We start from the raw sequence: 20535 nt of genomic DNA, 5'->3' as shown, positions 1-20535 counted from the left end.
CCGCGCATCACCGAGCGGGCATGGCCCGGGCGAGAAGGGGTACCGCGGTTCCCCCACGGCGCGGCGTTCGCCGTGCGCGGGCGGCCCCCAAGGGGGAGCCTTGACCCTGGGGCCCGTCGCGCGGCCGTGCGAGGAGGTGGTCGGGATGCCCGACGTCCACGCGTACCGGGCGCGGACGACCGTGGAGACGGGCCGCGTAGGGCATCCGCTGCTGTCGCTGGCCCTGGCCGCGATGATGGACGACGTCGAGGCCCACTCCGGCGCGGTCTATCTGCTGACGCCCGACGAGCCGGTCCTGGAGATGGCGGTCATGGCGGGGCTGCCGAGGTCGTTCGCCGCGCCGTGGGAGCGGGTGGGGCTGAGCTCGCCGGTCCCGGTCTCCGAGGCCGTGCGGGGTCAGCGGCTGGTGTGGGTCAGCGGTGAGGAGCAGATGGCCCGCCGTTATCCCCGGATCGCCATGGTCCTGCCCTACCCGTTCGCCCTGGCCGCGCTGCCGGTGGCGACCCGCGACACCACGTACGGCGCCGTGTACGTGACCTGGCCCGGCTCGCATCCGCCGGAGCTCAGCGAGCGTGAGCGGGACCACCTCACCGCGGCCTGCGACCGGCTCGCGCTCCGGCTGCGGCGCGCGGAGGAGGAGGGCCGGCCGGTGCTGCCGGAGCCGGACCTGTCGGCGCCGTCGGCGACCACGGTCGCCGGGACGCTCGGCACGGTGGAGGCGGCGCGGATGGTGGCGCGGCTGCCGTACGGGATGTGCGCGCTCGATCTGCACGGACGGATCTCCTTCGCCAACGCGGCGACGGCGGAGCTGCTGGGCATCCCGGTCAGCGCTCTGCTGGGCACCCAGCTGTGGGCGTCCGTGCCGTGGCTCAACGACCCCTCCTACGAGGACCGGTACCGGGCGGCGCTGATGAGTCAGCAGGTGGCGTCGTTCGTGGCGCTCAGACCGCCGGGCGACTGGCTGTCGTTCCGCCTGTATCCGGGGACGAACGGGCTGACCGTGCGTATCTCGCGGGCCCGGGCGGTCGCCGACGAGGCGGGGGCCGCCCGGCAGGAGGACGGCGGGCCGGGCCGCCTGGTGACGATCAACCATGTGCTGGCGCTGGCGAGCGCGCTCACCGAGGCGGTGGGCGTGCAGGACGTGGTGGAGCTGGTCGCGGGCGAGATCGTGCCGGCCGTCGGCGGCCAGGCGCTCGTGCTGCTCGGCTCGCACGCCGGCCGCCTGCATGTGCTCGGCCACCGGGGTTACGCGGATCCGCACCTCGTCGAGCACTTCGACGGTATGCCGCTCACCTCGCCGACGCCCGGGACGCATGTCCTGACCACCGGGGTGCCCGCCTTCTTCGAGTCCCGGCACCAGCTGGAGCACCTCTATCCGATCGAGCGGGGCACCCCGGACGGGCTGGGCGCCTGGGCGTACCTCCCGCTGATCGCCTCGGGGCGGCCGGTGGGCACCTGGGTCCTCGGGTACGCGGAACCGCATCCCTTCCCGGCCGACGAGCGCGCGGTGCTGACCAGCCTCAGCGGTTTCATCGCCCAGGCCCTGGAGCGGGCGCAGCTGTACGACGTCAAGCACCAGCTGGCGCACGGGCTGCAGCAGGCCCTGCTGCCGCACTCCCTGCCGTCGATCCCGGGTATCGAGGCGGCCTCGCGCTATCTGCCCGCCACCCGGGGCATGGACATCGGCGGCGACTTCTTCGACCTGGTCCTCTCGCACGGGCGGGCCTCGGCCGTGATCGGCGACGTGCAGGGGCACAACGTGACGGCGGCGGGCCTGATGGGGCAGATCCGTACGGCGGTGCGCGCGTACACGACCGTCGGGCAGGCGCCCGGGGAGGTGATGAGCAGCACCAACCGGCTGCTGATCGACCTCGGTTCCGAGCTGTTCGCCAGTTGTCTGTACCTGCGGCTCGATCCGGCGCACGGGACGGCCGTGATGGCGCGGGCGGGGCATCCGCCGCCGTTGCTGCGCCGGCCGGACGGGAAGGTGAAGGTGCTCGACCTCGCGGGCGGTCCGCTGCTCGGCATCGACGCGGCCGCGACGTATCCGACGACCGAGGTCGCGCTCACCGAGGGGTCCGTGCTCGCCCTCTACACCGACGGGCTGATCGAGTCGCCGGGCGTCGACATCGAGGACGCGCTGGCCGGCCTCGGTGAGCGGCTCGCCTCGGCCGGGGAGCGGCCGTTGGACGCGCTGGCCGACAGTCTCGTGAGGGAGACGGAGGCGGCGGAGGAGCGGGCGGACGATGTGGCGTTGCTGCTGTTGCGGGCGACTGGAGGGGGTGGCTGAGCGCCTTGGCTCCGGGGGTCGGTCGTCGGCCGTGGGTTCGTCGTGCTGGTCGGGCGGTTCCCACCCGCCCCTTTCTGGGGCGCGCCCGGCGAAACACGAATGGGTCCGGCCCTCCCGCCGGAGGGCCGGACCGTTCCACCTGCCGGCCGGACCGCTGTGAGGCGGCGCCGGCAGGTGGGGTCGTGGGCTCGACGCCCCCGGTGTCAGTGGCCGCTGACCTCGGAGCCGTCGTCCACGCCTTCGGCGGCGCCGGCTTCCTCTTCCTCGCCGACACCCTGCTCGCCGACGCCCTGCTCCTCGCCCGCACCGGCCTCTTCACCGGCACCGGCCGCGTCGCCCGCACCCGCGACGTCGCCGGCTTCCTCACCGGCGCCGGCCGCGGCGCCCTCTTCCTCGCCGGCCCCGGCGGCGGCGCCCTCTTCCTCGCCGGCCCCGGCGGCGGCGCCACCGGCGGCCTCCTCGCCGCCGGCCGCGCCACCGTCACCGATGGTCGCGCCGACCGCCGCGAGGGCGGTGGTGACCGGCTGGAAGAAGGTCTCGCCGCCGACGGTGCAGTCGCCGCTGCCGCCGGAGGTCAGGCCGATGGCCTGGCCGTCCTCGGTGAAGAGCGAGCCGCCGCTGTCGCCGGGCTCGGCGCAGACGTTGGTCTGGATGAGGCCGGTGACCGTGCCCTCGGGGTAGTTCACCGTGGCGTCGAGAGCCAGGACCTCGCCGTCGGCGAGACCGGTGGTGCTGCCCATGCGGAAGACCTGGAGGCCGACCGCGGCGTCACCGGCCGCGTTGATGTCCACCGTCTGGCCGTTGCCGAGGTCGACCGTGCTGGCCGCCTGGGTCGCCGCGTCGTTGTACTTGACCAGGGCGAAGTCACCGGCGCCGGGGAACGTGGCGGTCTCCGCGTCGACGGTGGCGATCGGCGCGCCGCCCTCTTCCTCGGACCACTCGGCCACCGCGACACCGCAGTGACCGGCGGTCAGGAAGCCGGGGGTGCCGTCGGCGTTGGTGACGTTGAAGCCGGCCGAGCAGCGCGCGCCGCCGCCGAAGATGGCGTCGCCGCCCTCCAGGAGGGGCTTGAACGTGCCGGCGGACTTCTTGATGGTCGCCATGCCCGAGCCGAGGGACTTGACCGTCGACTCGATGGTGTCCCAGTTCTCGCCCGTGACCGTGGAGTCGGCGGTTACCTGGATCTTGTTCGTGCGGGGGTCGACGCCCCAGGCGGTGCCCGGGATGGTCGCCTCCGCCTTCAGCGTCTGCGCGCCGGCCTCCAGCTCGGCGAGGCTGTTGTCGACCTCACGGACCACCGCACCGGCCTTCTTCGCCTGGATGATCACGTTGTTGTCGTCGCCGTCGATCTCAAGACCGTCGATGACGTTGATGACGAGCTGCTTCTCGCCCGAGTCGTAGTACGCGCCTGCGAACGCGTCGCCCAGCAGATCCTCCAGCTGGGAGGCGAGATCCGAGGCGCCGCTCGCTTCGAGCGTCTTGGCCGCGGGGGTGTTCGACTCTGTCTGCGACGCCATCGCGTTCGGCAGGATGAGGGCCGCCGCTCCGAGTGCCGCCACGCCGCCTGCGGCTATAAAGGCCTTACGCTTGGTGGCTCGTTTGTGACTCAACTCTTGACCTCCTGGGGACGGGGTCCGTGCCGCCGTCCGGCGGGTGAACTGGGGGCGCCTGGTTGCCAGTTGGTACGGATGGTTCCGGTGGGGTGTTCAACGCCCAGCGAAAAGATTTCGATCTTCCATTTCGCGAAGTGCGGTACGGCCGCAGTTCGCGTGGCATTTCACGACTTCACGCCCTCGCTCCCCTGCCGGGGGCCGCGGGACGAGGGGCGCGCGGTCCGGCGCACGGCGCCTCGTACCGACGAGGACGGTCCAGCGGTCGACGAGCCGGCCCGGTCGACACATGCGGCCACCGGTCGGTAGCGATCCGTTCTCAACTCCGGCCGCAAAACCGGCTTCGGGGAATCTCCACACCGAATACCCAGTGAAGTCACGGGCCGCAAGGGATCCGCACAGCCGCGACTCGCTTTCCGTGCCTTTGAGGCGGAACTGTCCAATTCGTTTTCCCGCCGGCAATGAACGGCGTATGGCGATGCCGGGAACCGCGTGAAGAACTTGCCCCCACCGTGTGCGTGAGCCTGCACGGATGAGCCGTCATGGTCACCAAGTGCCCTGGTGAGGAGCAACGTTGATTGGATGTGAGCATCGGCGATCTGCTTTGATCCATCGCATCGCGGGGGCCGCGAAGCTCTCGGAAACGAGATGTGGGGCACCCACGTGTGCGGCCGTCGCTCTGTCCCCAGAAGGGGGCCGCTCCCCCCTTATGAATAGCTATACGAAGGGAAGTTCCATCATGAACTCCACCCCCCAGGTTGAGACCGCCGAGATCTCGGACGCCGCCCTCGACGCCGTTTCCGGTGGCCTGTCCGTCCACGCCGTCGGCACCGTCACCGACCTGGTTGACGGCATCGTCCCGGTCTCCGGCCTGCTCGGCACGTGCGTCGGCACCTTCGAGGGTGCCACCGGCCTGAACACCGCGCCGGTCACGAACCTGGTCGCCGGTCTCTGACCGAGTCCTAGCGCCGCCGAGTCCCGGAACCATCTGACAGGTTCCGGGGCTCTCGGGCGCTCTGAAAGTCCTTTGTCTCACGTTGCGCAGGTGAGGGAAGTCCCGTGCAGTTCCGCCAGCAGGCCCTCGCCAAGCTCCAGTCACCGGAGGAACTCGACCTCCCGGTGCGCTTCGCCCGCCCGCAGGGCTGGCTGGTGCTGTCCGTGACGGTGGCCGCCATGGCCGCCGCGTCCGTGTGGGCCGTCACGGGTTCCGCCACGTCCACGGTCGGCGCGCCCGCCGTCCTCACCCACGGGCAGGGCAGTTACGTCCTCCAGAGCCCGGTCGCGGGTCAGGTCACCGCGGTGCTCGCGAAGCAGGGCGAGCGGCTGCCCGCCAAGGCCCCGGTCCTGAAGGTCGCCACCGCCGAGGGTGAGACCGTCGTCCGTTCCGTCGCGGCCGGCCGGGTCTCCGCGCTCGCCGCCACGATCGGCCAGATCATCTCCACCGGCGCCGATGTCGCGGCCATCGAGAAGGTCGCCGACGCCGACGACCCGCTCTACGCCACGGTGTACGTCCCGGCCGAGAACGCCGCCTCGATCCCGAAGAACGCCGCGGTGGACCTCACCGTGCAGTCGGCGCCCACCCAGCGGTACGGCGTGCTGCGCGGCCATGTGAAGAAGGTCGACCGCGCGGCGCAGACCCCGCAGTCGATCGGCGCGTTCCTCGGCGACAGCCAGCTGGGCGAGCAGTTCACCAAGAAGGGCAGGCCGGTGGCCGTCACCGTACGGCTGGACCGTAAGGCGTCGACCGAGTCGGGCTACGAGTGGTCCTCGCAGGACGGGCCGCCGTTCGAGCTGACCTCCATGACCATGGCCACGGGTTCGATCCGGCTGGCCGACGAGCGTCCGATCGATTGGCTGCTCCCGTGACCCCCTCCCAGGACACCGCGCCGCCACCGGCGCGCGGCAGACGCAAGGCGGCCCCGCAGAAACGGCCGGTGCCCAAGGGCAGGCAGAGGACCGTCCGCACACCGACCGTCCTCCAGATGGAGGCCGTGGAGTGCGGCGCCGCCTCCCTCGCCATGGTCCTCGGCCACTACGGGCGGCACATCCCGCTGGAGGAGCTGCGCATCGCCTGCGGTGTCTCCCGGGACGGCTCCCGCGCGAGCAACCTCCTGAAGGCGGCCCGCAGTTACGGCTTCACCGCCAAGGGCATGCAGATGGACGTGGCCGCCCTCGCCGAGGTGAGGGCGCCGGCCATCCTGTTCTGGGAGTTCAACCACTACGTCGTCTACGACGGGATGGGGCGCCGCTTCGGCCGGCGCGGCGTGCACATCAACGACCCGGGCAAGGGCCGCCGGTTCGTGCCGATGGAGGACTTCGACGCGAGCTTCACCGGTGTCGTCCTCGTCATGGAGCCGGGCGACGGTTTCACCAAGGGCGGCCGCAAGCCCGGTGTCCTGGGCGCCATGCCCGCCCGGATGCGCGGCACCTCCGGCACGCTGCCCGCCGCCGTCCTGGCGAGCCTGCTCCTGGTGGCGGTCGGCGCGGCGGTGCCCGCGCTGAGCCGCACCTACATCGACATGTTCCTGATCGGCGGCCAGACCTCCCTGCTGGGCGTGCTGTTCGCGTCGATGGGCGCGTGCGTGCTGCTGACGGTCCTGCTGACCTGGCTGCAGCAGGCGAACCTGCTGCGCGGCCGGCTGATCTCCTCCACCCTGTCCAGCGCCCGCTTCCTTCGGCATCTCCTGCGCCTGCCCGTCACGTTCTTCTCCCAGCGCAGCCCCGCCGACCTCGTCCAGCGGCTCCAGTCCAACGACGCGGTCGCCGAGACCCTGGCCCGCGATCTCGCGGCGGCCGGTGTGGACGCGGTCGTCGTGGTCCTCTACGCCGTACTCCTCTATACGTACGACCCACAGCTCACCGCCGTCGGCATCTCGGTGGCGCTGCTGAACGTGGTGGCGATGCGGGTGGTGATCCGGCTGCGCGCGACGCGTACGGCGAAGCTGCGGGCCGACAGCGCCCGGCTCACCAACACGGCGTACACGGGTCTGCAGTTGATCGAGACGATGAAGGCGACCGGCGGCGAGGACGGCTACTTCCGCAAGTGGGCGGGGCAGCACGCCACCACCCTGGAGGAGCAGCAGCGGCTCGGGGTGCCGAGCGCCTGGCTGGGGGTCGTCGCCCCGACCCTCGCCACCCTCAACAGCGCGCTCATCCTCTGGATCGGCGGTATGCGCGCGGTCGAGGGCCACATATCCGTCGGCCTGCTGGTCGCCTTCCAGGCGCTGGTCACCCGTTTCACCGCGCCGATCACCCGGCTCAACGGTGTCGCGGGCCGCATCCAGGACTTCGCGGCCGACGTGGCCCGGCTGAAGGACGTGGAGAACTTCCAGGCGGACCCGCTGTACGCCCGCCCGGACGCCACCGAGTCCACCCGCCGTCTGCAGGGCCACGTCGAGCTGGAGAACATCACCTTCGGCTACAGCCCCCTCGACAAGCCGCTGCTCACCGGCTTCGACCTCACCGTCGGCCCCGGCCGGCAGGTGGCGCTGGTCGGCGGCTCCGGCAGCGGCAAGTCGACGGTGTCCCGGCTGATCTCGGGCCTGTACGCGCCCTGGGAGGGCGTGATCCGTATCGACGGCCGGCGTCTGGAGGACATCCCGCGCGGCGCGCTCGCCGCCTCCGTCTCCTTCGTCGACCAGGAGGTCTTCCTCTTCGAGGGCACGGTCCGCGACAACGTGGCCCTGTGGGACCCGTCGATCCCGGACGAGGCCGTGGTGGAGGCGTTGCGGGACGCGGCGCTGTACGACGTGGTGACGCGTCGGCCCGGCGGTATCAACAGCAGGGTCGAGCAGGACGGGCGGAACTTCTCCGGCGGGCAGCGCCAACGCCTGGAGATCGCCCGGGCGTTGGTCCGCAGGCCCAGCATCCTGGTGCTCGACGAGGTGACCAGCGCGCTCGACGCGGAGACCGAGCTGACCGTCATGGACAACCTGCGCAAGCGGGGCTGCGCCTGTGTGGTGATCGCCCACCGGCTCAGCACGGTCCGCGACAGCGACGAGATCGTCGTCCTTCACCACGGCACGATCGTGGAGCGTGGCCGGCACGAGGAGCTGGTGGCACGCGGCGGCGCGTACGCCCAGCTGGTCAGGGAGCGATGAGATGACGTCCGTACCTGAGGAGGGCGACCTCGTCCTCGGCGCGCTGGGCGGCATGGGTATGCCCGTCGACTGCGCCGGCCGCACCCGCCTCGACCTCGAAGGCCCCCAGGTGCTGTGGCTGGTGGCCTCCGGCGCCCTCGACCTGTTCGCGGTCGACGCCGTCCAGCAGGGCCACTGGCACCACCTCGGCCGCCTCGAAGCGGGCGCGTTGCTGCTCGGCCCGGTCACCGGGCCGCAGCACACCCTGGTCGCCCGCCCGCTCCGCGACTGCGTGGTCCGGCGCATCGGCCTGCGCGAGCTGTACCAGCAGGCGGACACCGAGACCTGGTCGTACGACGAATGGGGCAACCCCCAGCTGGTGCCCCCGCGGACGAGCCCGCTGGAGTACGCCCTCGCCCTGGGCGTCGGCCGTGGTCTGTCCATCCTCTTCCAGGCACCGATGGCCACCGAACAGGCCGCCGCCCTCACCGACGACGACGTGTTCTGGATGCAGGTGCCGCCCGGCAGCGTCCAGTACGGCTCGCTGTACGGCGCGGAGGCGGCGGCCGATCTGCTGATGGACCCCGGTGTCTGGCAGAGCATGGTCGACCAGCAGTACCGGCTGCTGGCCACGCTGGACCGCTGGATCGAGCAGCTGGAGCGCACCCACGAGGACCGTACGGCCGCGGGCATCAAGGCCGGTGAGGCGGTACGCGTCCAGGCCGACCGGACGCTCCTCGCCTCCATCGGCAAGTCCTCCGCGGCCCGCCGGACGACCGCCGCCGACGCGGACGCCACGTACGCGGCCTGCGGGCTGGTCGCCCGGGCGGCCGGGATCGCCCTCTGCGAACCCGCGCAGAGCGGCACCGAGAGCGACCGGCTCGACCCGGTGGAACGCATCGCGCTCGCCTCCCGGGTCCGGGTCCGTGCCGTACGCCTCACCGGGAGCTGGTGGCGGGAGAACGTGGGCCCGCTGGTCGGGCAACGGGCCCTGTCCGGCGCGCCGGTGGCCCTGCTGTGGCGGCGTGGCGGCTATGTGGCCGTGCAGCCGTCGTCGGGCCGGGAGACGCCGATCGAGAAGGCGAACGTGGCGGAGTTCGAGCCGCGTGCCGTGATGTTCTACCGGCCGCTGCCCGAGCGGGTGCTGAGCCCGCTGCGCCTGATGCGGTTCAGTCTCCACGGCACCGGCGGCGACATGACGGGCCTCCTGCTCAGCGGTCTGGTGACGGTCCTCCTCGGCTCGCTGGTGCCGATCGCCACGGGCAAGATCCTCGGCGAGTACGTGCCGAAGGCGCAGGAGGACCTGATCGTGCAGGTCTGCCTGGCGGTGATGCTGGCGAGCGTGGTGTCGGCGGCGTTCCTGCTGTTGCAGAACCTGACGATGCTCCGGCTGGAGGGCCGCATCGAGGCCACCCTCCAACCGGCCGTCTGGGACCGCCTGTTGAGGCTGCCGACCAAGTTCTTCGCCTCCCGCTCCACCGGTGAACTGGCCAGCGCTGCCATGGGCATCAGCGCGATCCGGCGCACGCTGGCGGGGGTGGGCCCGGTGGTCGCCCAGTCGGTGACCATCGGTGCCGTGAACCTCGCTCTGCTGCTCTGGTACAGCGTCCCGATGGCGCTGGCGGCGATCGGCATGCTCGTCGTGGTGGCCTCCGTCTTCCTCGGGCTCGGCCTGTGGCAGGTCCGCTGGCAGCGCCGTCTGGTGGTGCTCAGCAACAAACTGAACAACCAGGCCTTCCAGACGCTGCGCGGGCTGCCGAAGCTGCGGGTGGCTGCGGCCGAGAACTACGCGTACGCCGCCTGGGCGGGCGAGTTCGCGCGCAGCCGGGAGCTCCAGCAGAAGGTCGGCGGGATCAAGAACCTCAACTCGGTGCTGGGCACGGTGTATCTCCCGCTGTGCACCCTGCTGATGTTCATGCTGCTGGCGGGCCCGGCGCGGGGTTCGATGTCGGCGGCGGCGTTCCTGACGTTCAACACGTCGGTGACGATGCTGCTGACCTCGGTCACCCAGCTCACCGGCGCGTTCGTCTCGGCGGTCGCCGTGCTCCCCCTCTTCGAGGAGATCAGGCCGGTGCTGGAGGCGGCCCCCGAGGTGCGCACGGCCAGTACCCGCCCCGGTGTGCTGTCCGGCGCGATCGAGGCCCGCCGGCTCTCCTTCCGCTACGCGGACGACGGCCCGTTGGTGCTGGACGACGTGTCGTTCGACATCCGCGCCGGCGAGTTCGTCGCGATCGTCGGGCCCAGCGGCTGCGGCAAGTCCACGCTCCTGCGGCTGCTCATCGGCTTCGACAAGCCGGTCTCCGGGAGCGTCCTCTACGACGGTCAGGATCTCGGCGCCCTCGACCAGTCCGCCGTACGCCGGCAATGCGGGGTCGTTCTCCAGCACGCCCAGCCCTTCACCGGCTCGATCCTCGACGTCATCTGCGGCACCGAGCCGTTCACGCCCGAGGAGGCGATGGCGGCGGCCGAGATGGCGGGCCTCGCCGAGGACATCAAGCGGATGCCGATGGGGCTGCACACCATCGTCCAGGGCAACGGCGCGATCTCCGGCGGGCAGCGCCAGCGCCTGATGATCGCCCAGGCGCTCATCCGCCGCCCTCGCATCCTCTTCTTCGACGAGGCGACCAGCGCCCTCGACAACGAGACGCAGCGCACGGTCATCGAAAGCACCCGCGCCCTGAACGCCACCCGCATCGTCATCGCCCACCGGCTGTCCACGGTCCTCGACGCGGACCGTGTGGTGGTCATGGAGGACGGCAAGGTCGCGGAGGTCGGTCCGCCGGCGCAGTTGCTCGCGAACACGGGTGGGCGGCTCTGGGAGCTGGTTCGTCGGCAGGTGGCGTAGTCCCCCTGTCCTGAACCGCCGGATCACCCCCTCGAACTGATCCCGCGGCCGCTCGGGGTACGGGCCGTACCGATCAGGACGGCACTGCGGGGCAGCTGGTGCCCCGTGGTGGGACTGCCAGGTCGGTGAGGTAGCTGTCCACGGCGTCCTCCATACACGGGCCGCTGGTGACGCTGCCGTGGCCGTGGCCCTTGTAGGTGAGGGCACGCCGCTGCGGCCGAGCTGCCGGGCCACCGAGACCGCCCACGGGTAGCCGGTGGCGGGGTCGTGCAGCGCGTTGGACACCAGGATCGGCGGGGCACCGTGTGCGTCCAGGCGGTGCTGCGGGTTGGCGGTCGGCGCGCCCAGACACGCCGCTGCCATGTGGATCGGCAGCAGGTGAGGCAGGTCGGGCGCGGTCATGTTCATCATGGCGACGAGCGAGGCGTACTCCTGGTGGTCGCGCACCGGCAGGTGCCAGTCCGAGCAGAAGACCGGGGTGGCCGAAGGCAGCGGCGCCATCGAGGTGGGCGACGCGGGCAGCGGCCTGCTCGCGCCCATCCCCGCGATCGCCGTGGCCAGGCCCGCGTAGTCGGCCTGGTAGAACTTCCGGAACGCGATCTTGTTGACCAGGTCCGAATACGACAGCGAGGTGCCCGGCTTCGCCGGGTCCGCCAGCTCGCCGCGCCCGGCCCGGGCCAACAGGCCCTGCCAGACGGCGCGGACGGCGCGGCCGTGCAGCGCGCAGTCCGCGGCACCGTCGCACCACTTCACGAACTCCTGGAACGAATCCTCTGCCGTGGCCGCCTCGGACCGCAGGAAGTCACGGGCGGTCGGGACGCTGTGGTCCATGACGCTCTCCAGCACCATCGCGCGCACGCGGCGGGGGTAGGTCTCGGCGTACTGCGCGCCGAGCAGCGTGCCGTACGAGCTGCCGTGGAAGGTCAGTTTCCGCTCACCGAGGGCGGCCCGGAGGGCGTCCAGGTCCCGGACCGTCTGGGCGGTGTCAAGGTGGTCGAACACCGGGCCGGTACGGGCCCGGCAGTCGGCACGGAGCCGCCTGTTGTACGCCATGGTGGCGTCGAAGTCCGCCTGGCTCTTCAGCTCCGGTGACGGCCGCTCGGCGAGCAGGTCGCCGGAGCAGGTGACCGGGTTGCTGCCGCCCACGCCGCGCGGGTCGAAGCTGACGATGTCGAACCTGCGGCGGACCTCGGGGCTGAACCGGCTGATACGGCGCACCACCATCTCCACGCCCGAGTCGCCCGGCCCGCCGGGGCCGAACACCATCGAGCCGACGCGTGCGCCGGGGTCGGTGGCCTTGCGGCGGGCCACGGCCAGGTCGAGTCTCGGCCTGTCCGGGCGGGCCCGGTCGACCGGCACCGAAAGCGTGGCGCACTCGGCTCCCGGCTCTGCCGGCTCGTCACACGGTGCCCACCGCAGGGCCCCGGTGGCAGACGGCGCCGCGTGGACCGCGGGAGCGGCGGCGAGGCCGGTGATGACGGCCATGGTGGCGCCCACGGCCATGGCCGTGCCCCGCGCGGCGATGCGCGGCAGTGCGGATCTGCCCCTGAACGGCATGGGTCCTCCTCGTGAAGAGAGCGGTTGTGTCAGGCGTGCGGACCCGGCCGGGGCACCGTCGTCACGTCAGGTGTCCTGTCGCCCCTGTGGTGCCCCTCTCAGGGACATTTCCGGGTCGGCTCGGGGACCGCTCAGGGGCGATCGGGGCGCAGGCGAAAACGGTCGGGGTCTGGTCAGGGGAAGGGCTCTGTCGCAGTCTCGGACGGCCCGTCAGCCGCGTCCCCAACCTCACGGGTCAGTACGCCCAGGACTACACGGCCTGGCCCCGGACCGTTCCCCCGCGCGGGATCAGCACGATCGCGGCGACCGGAATCACGGCGAGGACCAGCCACGGCACGGCCCCGGGCAACCCCGTGTCCATGAGGGAACCCGTGCCCGCGCTGCCGACCAGCACGATCAGGCCCGAGACGGAGGACATCGCGCCGGTGTAGAGGCCCAGTCGCCCCTCCACCGCGAGATCCGGCACCCACGCGCGGGCGGCCGGAGCCACCAGCATCTGCCCGAGCGTCAGCAGGACCACGAGACCGGCGGCGGGCAGCAGCCCCGCGTCGCCGGTCCACTCGGCGGGCCGGGCCGCGGCCACCACCGCGAACCCGGCGGATATCAACAGCAGCCCCGCGGACATGGACCGGCGCAGGTCGAGCCGGTCCGCCGCCCAGCGGGTCACCGGCAGCTGGGCGGTGACGACGAGCAGCGAGGACAGCCCGAACAGCCAGGCCAGCGCCGACTGGGAGCCCGTGGCCCGCTCGACCTCGTCGGGGAGGAGGAGGTACAGCTGGTTGTACGCGAGCAGGTAGGCGCCGTACGCGCAGCACAGCGCGAGGAAGCGGCGGTTGCGCAGCAGCCCGCCCAGACCGCCCTTCACCGCCACCCGCTCCCGGCCCGGGATGTGCTGCGGCAGCAGCCAGAAGTGCCCGGCCAGGACGAGGACGAAGACCCCCGCGCCCACGAGACACACCACGCGGTAGTCCACGGCGAGCAGCAGCGCGCCGATGAGCGGTCCGACGAACGCCCCGGCCTGTCCCGCCACCGTGAACAGCGCGAGCACGCCCGTACGGGGGCCGCCGCCCGACTCCTCCCAGACGACGGCCTGCCGGGCGACCTCGGACTCGACGGCCGGGGAGAACAGCGCGGCGGCGAAACCGATGAGGAGGACGGAGCCGATGACCGACCAGTCCGCGTCGGCGTATCCGAGCCACGCGAACCCGGCGATCCGCAGCACACACCCGGCGAGGACGACGGGCCGTACGCCGTAGCGGTCGGCGAGCGCGCCGCCCACCACGAACAGGCCCTGCTGGCTGAAGGTCCGCAGCCCGAGCACGAAGCCGACCATCCAGCCGGCCATGCCGATCGCCGTGCCGAGGTGTTCGGCGAGGAACGGCAGCACGGCGTAGAAGCCGATGTTGAAGGCGAGTTGGGTGAGGATCAGCAGCCTCAGGAGCGGGTTGAGCCGCGCCCAGGTGTGCCGGCGGGAGCGCTTGCCGGCCACCGGCCGGGGCGGGGCGGTGGGTTGCCGCTCCGGCGTCTCGGACGGTTCTCCCTCAGGTGTCTCGGACGGATATCGCACCGGCGTCTCGGACGGACATCGTTCAGGCGTCCCGGTCGGTTGGCGCCGAGCTGTGCCGCGCGGTTGCTGCTGGGGCTCGGTCATCCGGTTTCTCCGACGAGGGGGGCGACGGCGGGCTTCGGTCGGCGCGGGGCGCCGGCGAAGGGGCGGGGCAGGCGAACGCCGTCCGCCGCGGTGACGGCGAGCGCGCCCAGCAGGGCGAGTGCGGCGGCGGGGGCGAGGACGGCCCAGGGGGCGCGTTCGGCGTACGGCTGGTTCTCGGCGAGGAGGAGGCCCCACTCGGGGGCCGGGGGCCGGCTGCCGAGGCCGAGGAAGCCGAGGGAGGTCAGGGCGAGGGCCACGGCGGGCAGCCGGAGGAGGGCGTGGCGGGCGACCGGAGGCAGGACGGCGGGGAGGAGTTCATGGCGGAGCAGATGGGCGTGGCCCGCGCCGAGGCCCTTGGTGGCGGTGATGTGTGTGGTGGCCCGTTCCTGTTCGAGCAGGGCCGTGGTGTGCGCGGCGAGGGGCACCCAGGCGACGGCGGCCACGGCCGGCGCGGGTGTCGCCGCTCCGCTGCCGGCGACACCGGCGACGAGGAGGCCCGCGAGGACGGCCGGTACGGCGTTGACGGTGTCGACGAGCGGTCCGGAGAGCCGGGGCAGCAGTCCGAGCAGGAGGCCCGTCAGCAGCGCCGCCGCGCTGATCGCGACGGCCAGGGCGAGGGTCGTGAACGCGCCGTGGCCGATCCGGGCGAGGAGGTCACGGCCGAGGGCGTCGGTGCCCAACGGGTGGGCCCAGGAAGGGGGTTGGAGCCGGGCGCCGGTGTCGAGGGCGAGCGGGTCGCGGGCCAGGCCGAGCACGACGACCGCGAGGAGCAGCGTTCCGTGGAGCAGCGGGGTGCGTCGTGGTGCGGGTGGCTTCGGGCGGTGCAGGGAGTGGAGGGCACCGTCACGCAGGGCCGGGCCGATGAGGAGCCGGGCGGCGGGCCGGGCGAGGGCTCCGGCGACGGCGGCCAGCAGGACGAGGGCGAGGGTGCCGGCCTGGAGGACGGGGAGGTCCTGGGCGATGGCGGCCTGGAGGGTGGTGCGGCCCAGACCGGGTATGTCGAATATCTGCTCGACGGTGACCGCGCCGCCGGTGAGGCCGACCACGAACAGGCCGGTGTTCGGCAGCAGTCCGGGTATGCAGCGGCGTACGGTCTGGCGGGCGATGACCCGCCCGGGTATGCCTCGGGCGGCGGCGGCCAGTGCCCAGGGCTCGGCGAAGGCGCCGGGCAGCAGGTCGTCGAGCATCCGGCCGAGCAGCGCGCCGGCGGGCAGACCGAGGGCGAGGGCGGGCAGCACCATCCACCGCGGTCCGTACCAGCCGAGCGCGGGCAGCCAGCCGAGGTGCACGCCGACGGCGGTGGCGAGCACGGACGCGGTGAGGAACTCCGGCAGGGCGGCCGTCATCGCGGCCACGCTGCCGCCGGAACGGTCGCCGAGTCGGCGGTGCGCGCCCAGCCACAGGGTGCGGGCGCACACCGCGGCGGCGGTGACCGCCGCCACGACGAGCGCGGCGGCCATCAGCAGCAGCGAGACGCCCAGCGCCTGGACGACGGACGGCGTGACCTCGCCGCCGGAGATCCACGAGCGCCCCGCGTCCCCCCGCGCCAGCCCGCCGAGCCACTCCCCCAGCAGCTTCGACGGGCCCGCGTCGAGCCCGAGTTCGTCCCGTACGGCCGCCAGCACCTCCGGCGTGGGGTCGCGTTCGGCCGAGCGCGCCTTGAGGACCGTGAGCGCCGGATCCGTGTGCGACAGCCACGGCAGCAGGCCGATGCCGCACAGCAGGGCGGCGGCAAGCAGGAGGCGCCAGAGTGCCCGCCTCAGCGCCGGGTCCCCGTTCCGATGAGAGTGCGCTCGTAGGGGTCGTAGGTCACGCCCCGCACGGAGGTGGCGACGCCGGTGATGATCTGCTGGTGGACGAGCGGGACGGTGGCGTCGGTGGCGAGGATCGCCGCCTCGGCGTTCATGGCCGCCTGCTGCCGCTTCGCGGTGTCGGACTCCTTCTCGGCGGCGGCGACGGCCCGGTCCACCTTCTTGTCGCACAGCAGGGCGAGGTTGTAGCTGCCGGCGCAGCTGAAGTCGCTGGCGAGGATGGAGACGGGATCACCGGTGTCCAGCAGGGAGTTGCGAGCGCCGACGAAGGCGTCGAACTCGCCGGCCAGGGCGTCGCTCTCCAGCCGCGAGTACTCGCGCACCTCCAGCTTCACCTTGAATCCGGCCTTCTGGAGCTGCTGTTGCAGCACCTGGGCGACCTCGGGCAGTTCGGGCCGGTTGTCGTACGTCGCGATGGTCACCGAGGTGCCGTCGGGATCGGTGGCCTTCGCCCGCCCGGACGGTTCGAGACGCTTGTCCGCTGCCCAGGTCACGGCGGGCCCGAAGATGCCGGCGCCGGCGTCCGCGTATCCCTCGTACACGTCCTTGGCGAGTACGGAGCCGTCGACGGCCTCGCGGGCGGCGGCCCGGAGCTTCGGGTCCTTGAAGGCGCCGCTCTTGGTGTTGAGGAGGAGGCTGGTGGTGCGGGTGGTGGCCGTCTCGTGGCGGGTGCCCTTGTCGAGGGTGGACGCCTGTGACACCGGGACGGCCTCCGCCAGGTCGACCTGGTCGGTGCGCAGGGCGTTGGTGCGGGCGGTGCCGTCGGCTATGAACCGGGCGTCGACGCCGGAGGCCTGGGCACGGCCGCCCCAGTACTCGTCGAAGCGGTCCAGGGTGGCCGCGGTGGTGCCGGTCACCTTGGTGACCTCGAAGGGGCCGGTGGCCGTGCCGACCGGGTTCACGCGCTCGGCGGCGTAGGCCTTGGCGGAGAGGATCGCGAGGCCGGGGCTGGTGAGGCGGAGCGGCAGGGCCGGGTCCGGATCCTCGGTGGTGACGCGGACCTGGCGGTCGCCGCTCTTCTTCGCGGTGAGCGTGACGCCGGAGAGCGCGGCGGTGACGGGCTCGGCCTCGGTGGCATGGGTGAGGGCGGCGGCCACGGTGGCCGGGGTGACCTCGGTGCCGTCCTGGAAGGTGGCCTCTCGCAGAGTGAAGAGCCAGTTCCGGTCGTTCTCGCGGGTCCAGGACTCGGCGAGCGCGGGTGCGGCGGCGCCGTTGGCGTCCAGTTTCGTGAGCCCTTCGGTGACGCCGAGCCGGCTGAGGAGGGTGGCGTCGGCGCCGTACGGGGAGAAGTTCTCGGCGGGCGGGAAGGCGAGCGCCACCCGCAGCCGCGAGCCCTCGGCGGAGTCGACGTCGGTGTCACCGCCCGAGGCGAAGCAGCCGGTCAGCACGGGGGCGAGGAGCAGGCCGGCGACGACGCGGCGGCGGGGAGAGCGCATGGTCCTTGGTTCTCTGTGGGGGACGGATGGGGTGCCGGCGGGACATGACTCTCAGCTGGTGCCGCGGCACCAGCCGGCGAGGGTGCGGGTGACAGGCGGTACCGGTATCTCGAAGTGCACGACCCGCTCCCCGGTCGCCTCGCGCTCGTCGCACACGGCCACGCCCTGCGAGAGCCAGAAGTCCTCGGCGCCGCGCACCGCGGGGTCGGTGTGCAGATAGACGGAGCGGTAACCGCCGTCGGCCGCCACGAAGTCCAGCAGCGCGGCGACCAGCCGCCGGGCCAGTCCGCGCCGCCGGTGCTCGGGGCGCACGTACACGCGCCGCAGCTGGGCGGTCTCCCCGGACGGGTAACGCTCGGCCAGCCAACGGGGGTTGGGCGGATGGGCGGGCCCCCGGGAGTCCAGCGCGCCGGTGGCGACGACCGTGCCGTCCCGTCCGTCGACCGCCACCAGGAGCACATGGCGGTCGGGGGCGACGTACGCGCCGTGGAGATCGATGATGTCCCCGTGCCAGCGCGGCACATAGCCCGTGCCGAAATCCCGGTAGACGGTGTCGAGCATCACCGTCCGGGCGCTGTCGAGTTCGTCGGGGCCTGCCACCCTGATGTCGTAGTACTGCACCTGCGCATCATATGCAATAACTCTGATCGTTCCGATCAGGGGTGCGATTCAGGCCTGCGATCGGCCGGCCTCCGCCACGTGGTGTGCGCACTCCCCGGGGTGGTGAACGAGAGCGCCCCGACGGCCTGTACACGACCGTGCGTCACCGGCCGCCGTACGGAACGTGCGTGCCGAGACGGCTTTCGGGTACTCCGTCGGTCATGCGGATGAGCGTGGTTGATGTGGGATCGAACACCGTACGGCTTGTGGTGGCGGACGCCGAGGGGGGTGTACCGCTGCCGGCACACACCGCCAAGTGGCGCCTGAGGCTGTCCGAACAGGTCCCGCCCGGCGGGAATGTGCCCGAGGAGGCCGTACGGCAGCTGTGCGACGCGGTCACGGCCGCGGCGCGCACGGCGGAGCGGTGGGGGGCGTCGACCCCGCTGGCGTTCGCGACCGCCGTGGTGCGCTCCGCGCCGAACTGCCAGGACGTGCTGCGTACCGTACGTGCGGAGACCGGGGTACGGATCTGCACCCTGCCCGGCGAGGTGGAGGCGGAGCTGACCTTCCTCGGGGCGCGGCGGTGGATGGGCTGGCGATCGGGGCCGCTCGCGCTGCTGGACATCGGGGGCGGTTCGCTGGAAGTGGCCTTCGGGCGTGGCCGGCTGCCGGACTTCGTGGCGTCGCTGCCGCTGGGCGCGGGCCGGTTGACCCATGAGTACTTCCAAGGCCAGGACCCGCCGTCGGCGGACAGCGTCAAGGCGCTGCGACGCAAGGTCCGTCATGAACTCCGGGACGTCTCCGCGCGCATCCGTTGGGAGGGGCCGCGCACCGCCGTGGCCACCTCGCGCACCTTCCAGCAGCTGTCACGGCTGTGCGGATCGGCGCCCGGCCGCCACGGGCCGTTCGTGGAGCGGGAGTTGAGCCGCGCCGACCTGAGCCGCGCGATCACCCGCCTGTCCGCTCTCCCGGTCGCCGAGCGGTCCGCACTCCCCGGCATCTCCGCCCCGCGCGCGGCGCAGAGCCTCGCCGGCGCTCTCGTCGGGCACACCACCATGAAGCTCACCGGCCTGAGGACCGTGACCATCTGCCCCTGGGCGATCCGCGAGGGTGTGCTCCTGCGGCACATAGAGGACGGCCCGGCCTGGTGGTCGGAGGTCACCCGCAAGGTGACCCCCGACGGCACGACGACCGCCGTCCCGACGCCGAATTCAGCGGGCACGACGGCGCTACGCATCGCCACCCCGGCCCGCTGACTCCCCCGGACCGCCGGCTTCGGACACACGCCGACTTCACAGGCGAGGAGAACCCCATGGCCCACCGGAACAGGCGAAACCCCGACGACAAGCCCGACACCGCCCTGGGCGAGGTCCTCCACGAAGTGGAAGAGGCCGAGACCCGTGTCACCGACTCCGAGGAACAGCGCCGCCGCCGGGGCGAGGCAGGCGAGGCCATCACGCCCAACGAGCAGGCACAGGAGCAGTCCCGCCACGACTAGGGCCTGTTACAGGCCCCGGTACGCCGCCCGGCAGTGGTCCCAGCCGTCCTGGTCGGCTGGGACCGTCCAACATCCGCTCGATCAGAGCGCTTTGCTTACTGGCCCCATGAAATGTCAATACCGGGAACCGGAATTCACCATTTCGGGTGTTGCAGATCTTGCGCGGGGCGCGACAGGGATGGCAGGGACCGCGCTGGGGTAGCTTCCGGGCTCGAATGCGCCTGCCCCTGACAAGGTGGAGCCGCCATGACTCCGGAAGCCCACGACCGTGCCGCTCCGCCGCCCGAGGGCGGCGCGGCCGCCGGAGCCGGCCCCGCGGCGGCGAACCCGTACGCCCGCACCCGCCGCACCGGCGCGTTCACCGTGGTCGAGGTCTCGGGCGAGATCGACATGGCGTCGGCGGGCTTCGTGGCCGAACATCTGACGGCCGCCACCACCGGGGCCGCAGCGCCGGACGTCCTCGTCGACCTGCGCCGGGTCACCTTCTTCGACTGCTCGGGTCTGCGCGTGCTGTGCCGGGCGGAGGCCACGGCGCAGGCGCGCGGCGGCCGGCTCCGTCTCGTCTCCGACCAGCATCGGATCCACCGGCTCCTGCGCGCCGCCCGGTTGCTCGGCCGCTTCCCGCCGCTCCCGGACCTGCCGCCGGCGCCCCCGGCGTCCCAGCCGCCGCACCGGCCAAGTCTCAAGTAGCAGTTCAATGAAACGATTGAAGGACCTACCGGCAGGCGCACACCGTTCCGCCCGACCCCGGCGCGGAATCCGAGCCATACAGAAGTGGAGACGCGTGAAGTGAAGTTCCTTCTCGAGGTCGACCTGGACAGCACGGACTGGGACGAAGGCACCACCGTCCAGGAGTTGGAGCGCATCCTGCGCTACTGGGGCGGCAACCTCCGGCACTGCGAGATCGAACCCGGCGACGGCCAGCCCCTGTACGACTCCGGCCATCAGGAGGTCGGACGCTGGACGGTCACCTCCGAGTGACCCGTTGAGAGTCATCGGCGTGTGATGCCGGGGGCCGGCCGTCAGCCCCACTCTGCTCGGCCGGCCCCCGGACAGGGATCGCGTGACACACCGCGACAGGGCTCGCGCTCCCCAGCCACGGGCCCTCGCTCATCATTCGCGGGTCCACGCGACCCCGGCTCCGGAAGGTACGGCTAG

General features: G+C 72.5%; 16 protein-coding genes and 2 pseudogenes. 10 read left to right on the top strand and 8 right to left on the bottom strand.

Features of this window, described 5'->3' with window-relative positions; genetic code table 11:
• The first annotated feature begins 145 nt into the window (after window positions 1-145).
• Window positions 146-2290: a SpoIIE family protein phosphatase gene (locus I8N67_RS05595; protein ID WP_200301458.1), complete on the top strand. Its 2145-nt coding sequence runs from the start codon at window positions 146-148 to the stop codon at window positions 2288-2290.
• A gap of 203 nt (window positions 2291-2493) precedes the next feature.
• On the opposite strand, the gene I8N67_RS05590 is transcribed toward I8N67_RS05595, so the two are convergent.
• Window positions 2494-3849 carry a S1 family peptidase gene (locus I8N67_RS05590; RefSeq protein ID WP_200301457.1) on the bottom strand — a complete coding sequence of 452 codons (1356 nt, stop codon included), beginning with the start codon at window positions 3847-3849 and terminating at the stop codon, window positions 2494-2496.
• Between the two features lie 790 nt (window positions 3850-4639).
• On the opposite strand from I8N67_RS05590, the gene I8N67_RS05585 reads away from it, so the two are divergent.
• The 4 genes from I8N67_RS05585 to I8N67_RS05570 all read left to right on the top strand — a co-directional run bounded on the left by I8N67_RS05585 (window position 4640) and on the right by I8N67_RS05570 (window position 10824).
• Window positions 4640-4855 (top strand): type A2 lantipeptide, encoded by a 216-nt coding sequence (locus I8N67_RS05585; RefSeq protein WP_200301456.1) that lies wholly within the window; start codon window positions 4640-4642, stop codon window positions 4853-4855.
• Between the two features lie 104 nt (window positions 4856-4959).
• A complete protein-coding gene (locus I8N67_RS05580) occupies window positions 4960-5766 on the top strand; it encodes an HlyD family efflux transporter periplasmic adaptor subunit (protein ID WP_200301455.1) in 807 nt (268 codons plus the stop codon).
• Complete coding sequence (locus tag I8N67_RS05575; protein ID WP_200301454.1) at window positions 5763-8000, top strand: NHLP family bacteriocin export ABC transporter peptidase/permease/ATPase subunit; 2238 nt, start codon at window positions 5763-5765, stop codon at window positions 7998-8000. The genes I8N67_RS05580 and I8N67_RS05575 overlap by 4 nt, the downstream gene beginning before the upstream one ends.
• A 1-nt stretch (window position 8001) precedes the next feature.
• On the top strand, window positions 8002-10824 hold the full coding sequence (locus I8N67_RS05570) for an NHLP bacteriocin export ABC transporter permease/ATPase subunit (protein WP_200301453.1): 2823 nt from the start codon (window positions 8002-8004) through the stop codon (window positions 10822-10824).
• A gap of 73 nt (window positions 10825-10897) precedes the next feature.
• Here I8N67_RS05570 and I8N67_RS44525 read toward each other — a convergent pair whose 3' ends face one another.
• Both I8N67_RS44525 and I8N67_RS44520 read right to left on the bottom strand, forming a co-directional pair.
• A complete protein-coding gene (locus I8N67_RS44525) occupies window positions 10898-10978 on the bottom strand; it encodes a hypothetical protein (RefSeq protein ID WP_372443648.1) in 81 nt (26 codons plus the stop codon).
• A gap of 116 nt (window positions 10979-11094) precedes the next feature.
• Window positions 11095-11187 (bottom strand): annotated as a pseudogene (locus tag I8N67_RS44520) (hypothetical protein); the annotation flags it as partial.
• Window positions 11188-11233: 46 nt separating this feature from the next.
• On the opposite strand from I8N67_RS44520, the gene I8N67_RS44515 reads away from it, so the two are divergent.
• Window positions 11234-11395, top strand: coding sequence for a hypothetical protein (locus tag I8N67_RS44515; RefSeq protein WP_372443640.1), 162 nt, complete (start codon window positions 11234-11236; stop codon window positions 11393-11395).
• A 56-nt stretch (window positions 11396-11451) separates the two neighbouring features.
• Here I8N67_RS44515 and I8N67_RS44510 read toward each other — a convergent pair.
• The 5 genes and pseudogenes from I8N67_RS44510 to I8N67_RS05545 all read right to left on the bottom strand — a co-directional run.
• Window positions 11452-12048: pseudogene (locus tag I8N67_RS44510) on the bottom strand (alpha/beta fold hydrolase); the annotation flags it as partial.
• A gap of 583 nt (window positions 12049-12631) precedes the next feature.
• On the bottom strand, window positions 12632-13870 hold the full coding sequence (locus tag I8N67_RS05560) for an MDR family MFS transporter (RefSeq protein ID WP_504740363.1): 1239 nt from the start codon (window positions 13868-13870) through the stop codon (window positions 12632-12634).
• A gap of 158 nt (window positions 13871-14028) precedes the next feature.
• Window positions 14029-15492, bottom strand: coding sequence for an ABC transporter permease subunit (locus tag I8N67_RS05555; RefSeq protein ID WP_234045176.1), 1464 nt, complete (start codon window positions 15490-15492; stop codon window positions 14029-14031).
• 299 nt (window positions 15493-15791) lie between these two features.
• The gene (locus I8N67_RS05550) at window positions 15792-17279 is read right to left on the bottom strand and encodes an ABC transporter substrate-binding protein (protein WP_200301451.1); all 1488 of its coding nucleotides are present in this window, start codon (window positions 17277-17279) and stop codon (window positions 15792-15794) included.
• A gap of 51 nt (window positions 17280-17330) precedes the next feature.
• Window positions 17331-17900 (bottom strand): GNAT family N-acetyltransferase, encoded by a 570-nt coding sequence (locus tag I8N67_RS05545; RefSeq protein WP_200301450.1) that lies wholly within the window; start codon window positions 17898-17900, stop codon window positions 17331-17333.
• A gap of 200 nt (window positions 17901-18100) precedes the next feature.
• Here I8N67_RS05545 and I8N67_RS05540 point away from each other — a divergent pair, with 200 nt between their 5' ends.
• The 4 genes from I8N67_RS05540 (at window position 18101) to I8N67_RS05525 (ending at window position 20358) form a co-directional block, all read left to right on the top strand.
• Window positions 18101-19135 (top strand): Ppx/GppA family phosphatase, encoded by a 1035-nt coding sequence (locus I8N67_RS05540; protein ID WP_234045157.1) that lies wholly within the window; start codon window positions 18101-18103, stop codon window positions 19133-19135.
• 56 nt (window positions 19136-19191) lie between these two features.
• Entirely contained in the window at window positions 19192-19377 is a 186-nt protein-coding gene (locus I8N67_RS05535; protein ID WP_200301449.1) for a hypothetical protein, read from the top strand.
• 246 nt (window positions 19378-19623) lie between these two features.
• Complete coding sequence (locus I8N67_RS05530) at window positions 19624-20067, top strand: STAS domain-containing protein (RefSeq protein ID WP_200301448.1); 444 nt, start codon at window positions 19624-19626, stop codon at window positions 20065-20067.
• Between the two features lie 99 nt (window positions 20068-20166).
• Window positions 20167-20358, top strand: coding sequence for a hypothetical protein (locus I8N67_RS05525; protein WP_200301447.1), 192 nt, complete (start codon window positions 20167-20169; stop codon window positions 20356-20358).
• Window positions 20359-20535 lie beyond the last annotated feature (177 nt).

It is taken from the genome of Streptomyces adelaidensis (assembly GCF_016598475.1).
GTDB classification, from domain to species: domain Bacteria; phylum Actinomycetota; class Actinomycetes; order Streptomycetales; family Streptomycetaceae; genus Streptomyces; species Streptomyces adelaidensis.
Note: the sequence above shows the minus strand (reverse complement) of the source record. Positions and strands in the feature narration are given on the sequence as shown.

Coding starts and splice junctions, on each gene's coding strand:
- I8N67_RS44515 (WP_372443640.1), top strand. CDS start 11,234: ATGGCGACGAGCGAGGCGTACTCCTGGTGGTCGCGCACCGGCAGGTGC.
- I8N67_RS05540 (WP_234045157.1), top strand. CDS start 18,101: ATGCGGATGAGCGTGGTTGATGTGGGATCGAACACCGTACGGCTTGTG.
- I8N67_RS05585 (WP_200301456.1), top strand. CDS start 4,640: ATGAACTCCACCCCCCAGGTTGAGACCGCCGAGATCTCGGACGCCGCC.
- I8N67_RS44525 (WP_372443648.1), bottom strand. CDS start 10,978: ATGGAGGACGCCGTGGACAGCTACCTCACCGACCTGGCAGTCCCACCA.
- I8N67_RS05595 (WP_200301458.1), top strand. CDS start 146: ATGCCCGACGTCCACGCGTACCGGGCGCGGACGACCGTGGAGACGGGC.
- I8N67_RS05555 (WP_234045176.1), bottom strand. CDS start 15,492: ATGGCCGCCGCGCTCGTCGTGGCGGCGGTCACCGCCGCCGCGGTGTGC.
- I8N67_RS05570 (WP_200301453.1), top strand. CDS start 8,002: ATGACGTCCGTACCTGAGGAGGGCGACCTCGTCCTCGGCGCGCTGGGC.
- I8N67_RS05535 (WP_200301449.1), top strand. CDS start 19,192: ATGGCCCACCGGAACAGGCGAAACCCCGACGACAAGCCCGACACCGCC.
- I8N67_RS05550 (WP_200301451.1), bottom strand. CDS start 17,279: ATGCGCTCTCCCCGCCGCCGCGTCGTCGCCGGCCTGCTCCTCGCCCCC.
- I8N67_RS05530 (WP_200301448.1), top strand. CDS start 19,624: ATGACTCCGGAAGCCCACGACCGTGCCGCTCCGCCGCCCGAGGGCGGC.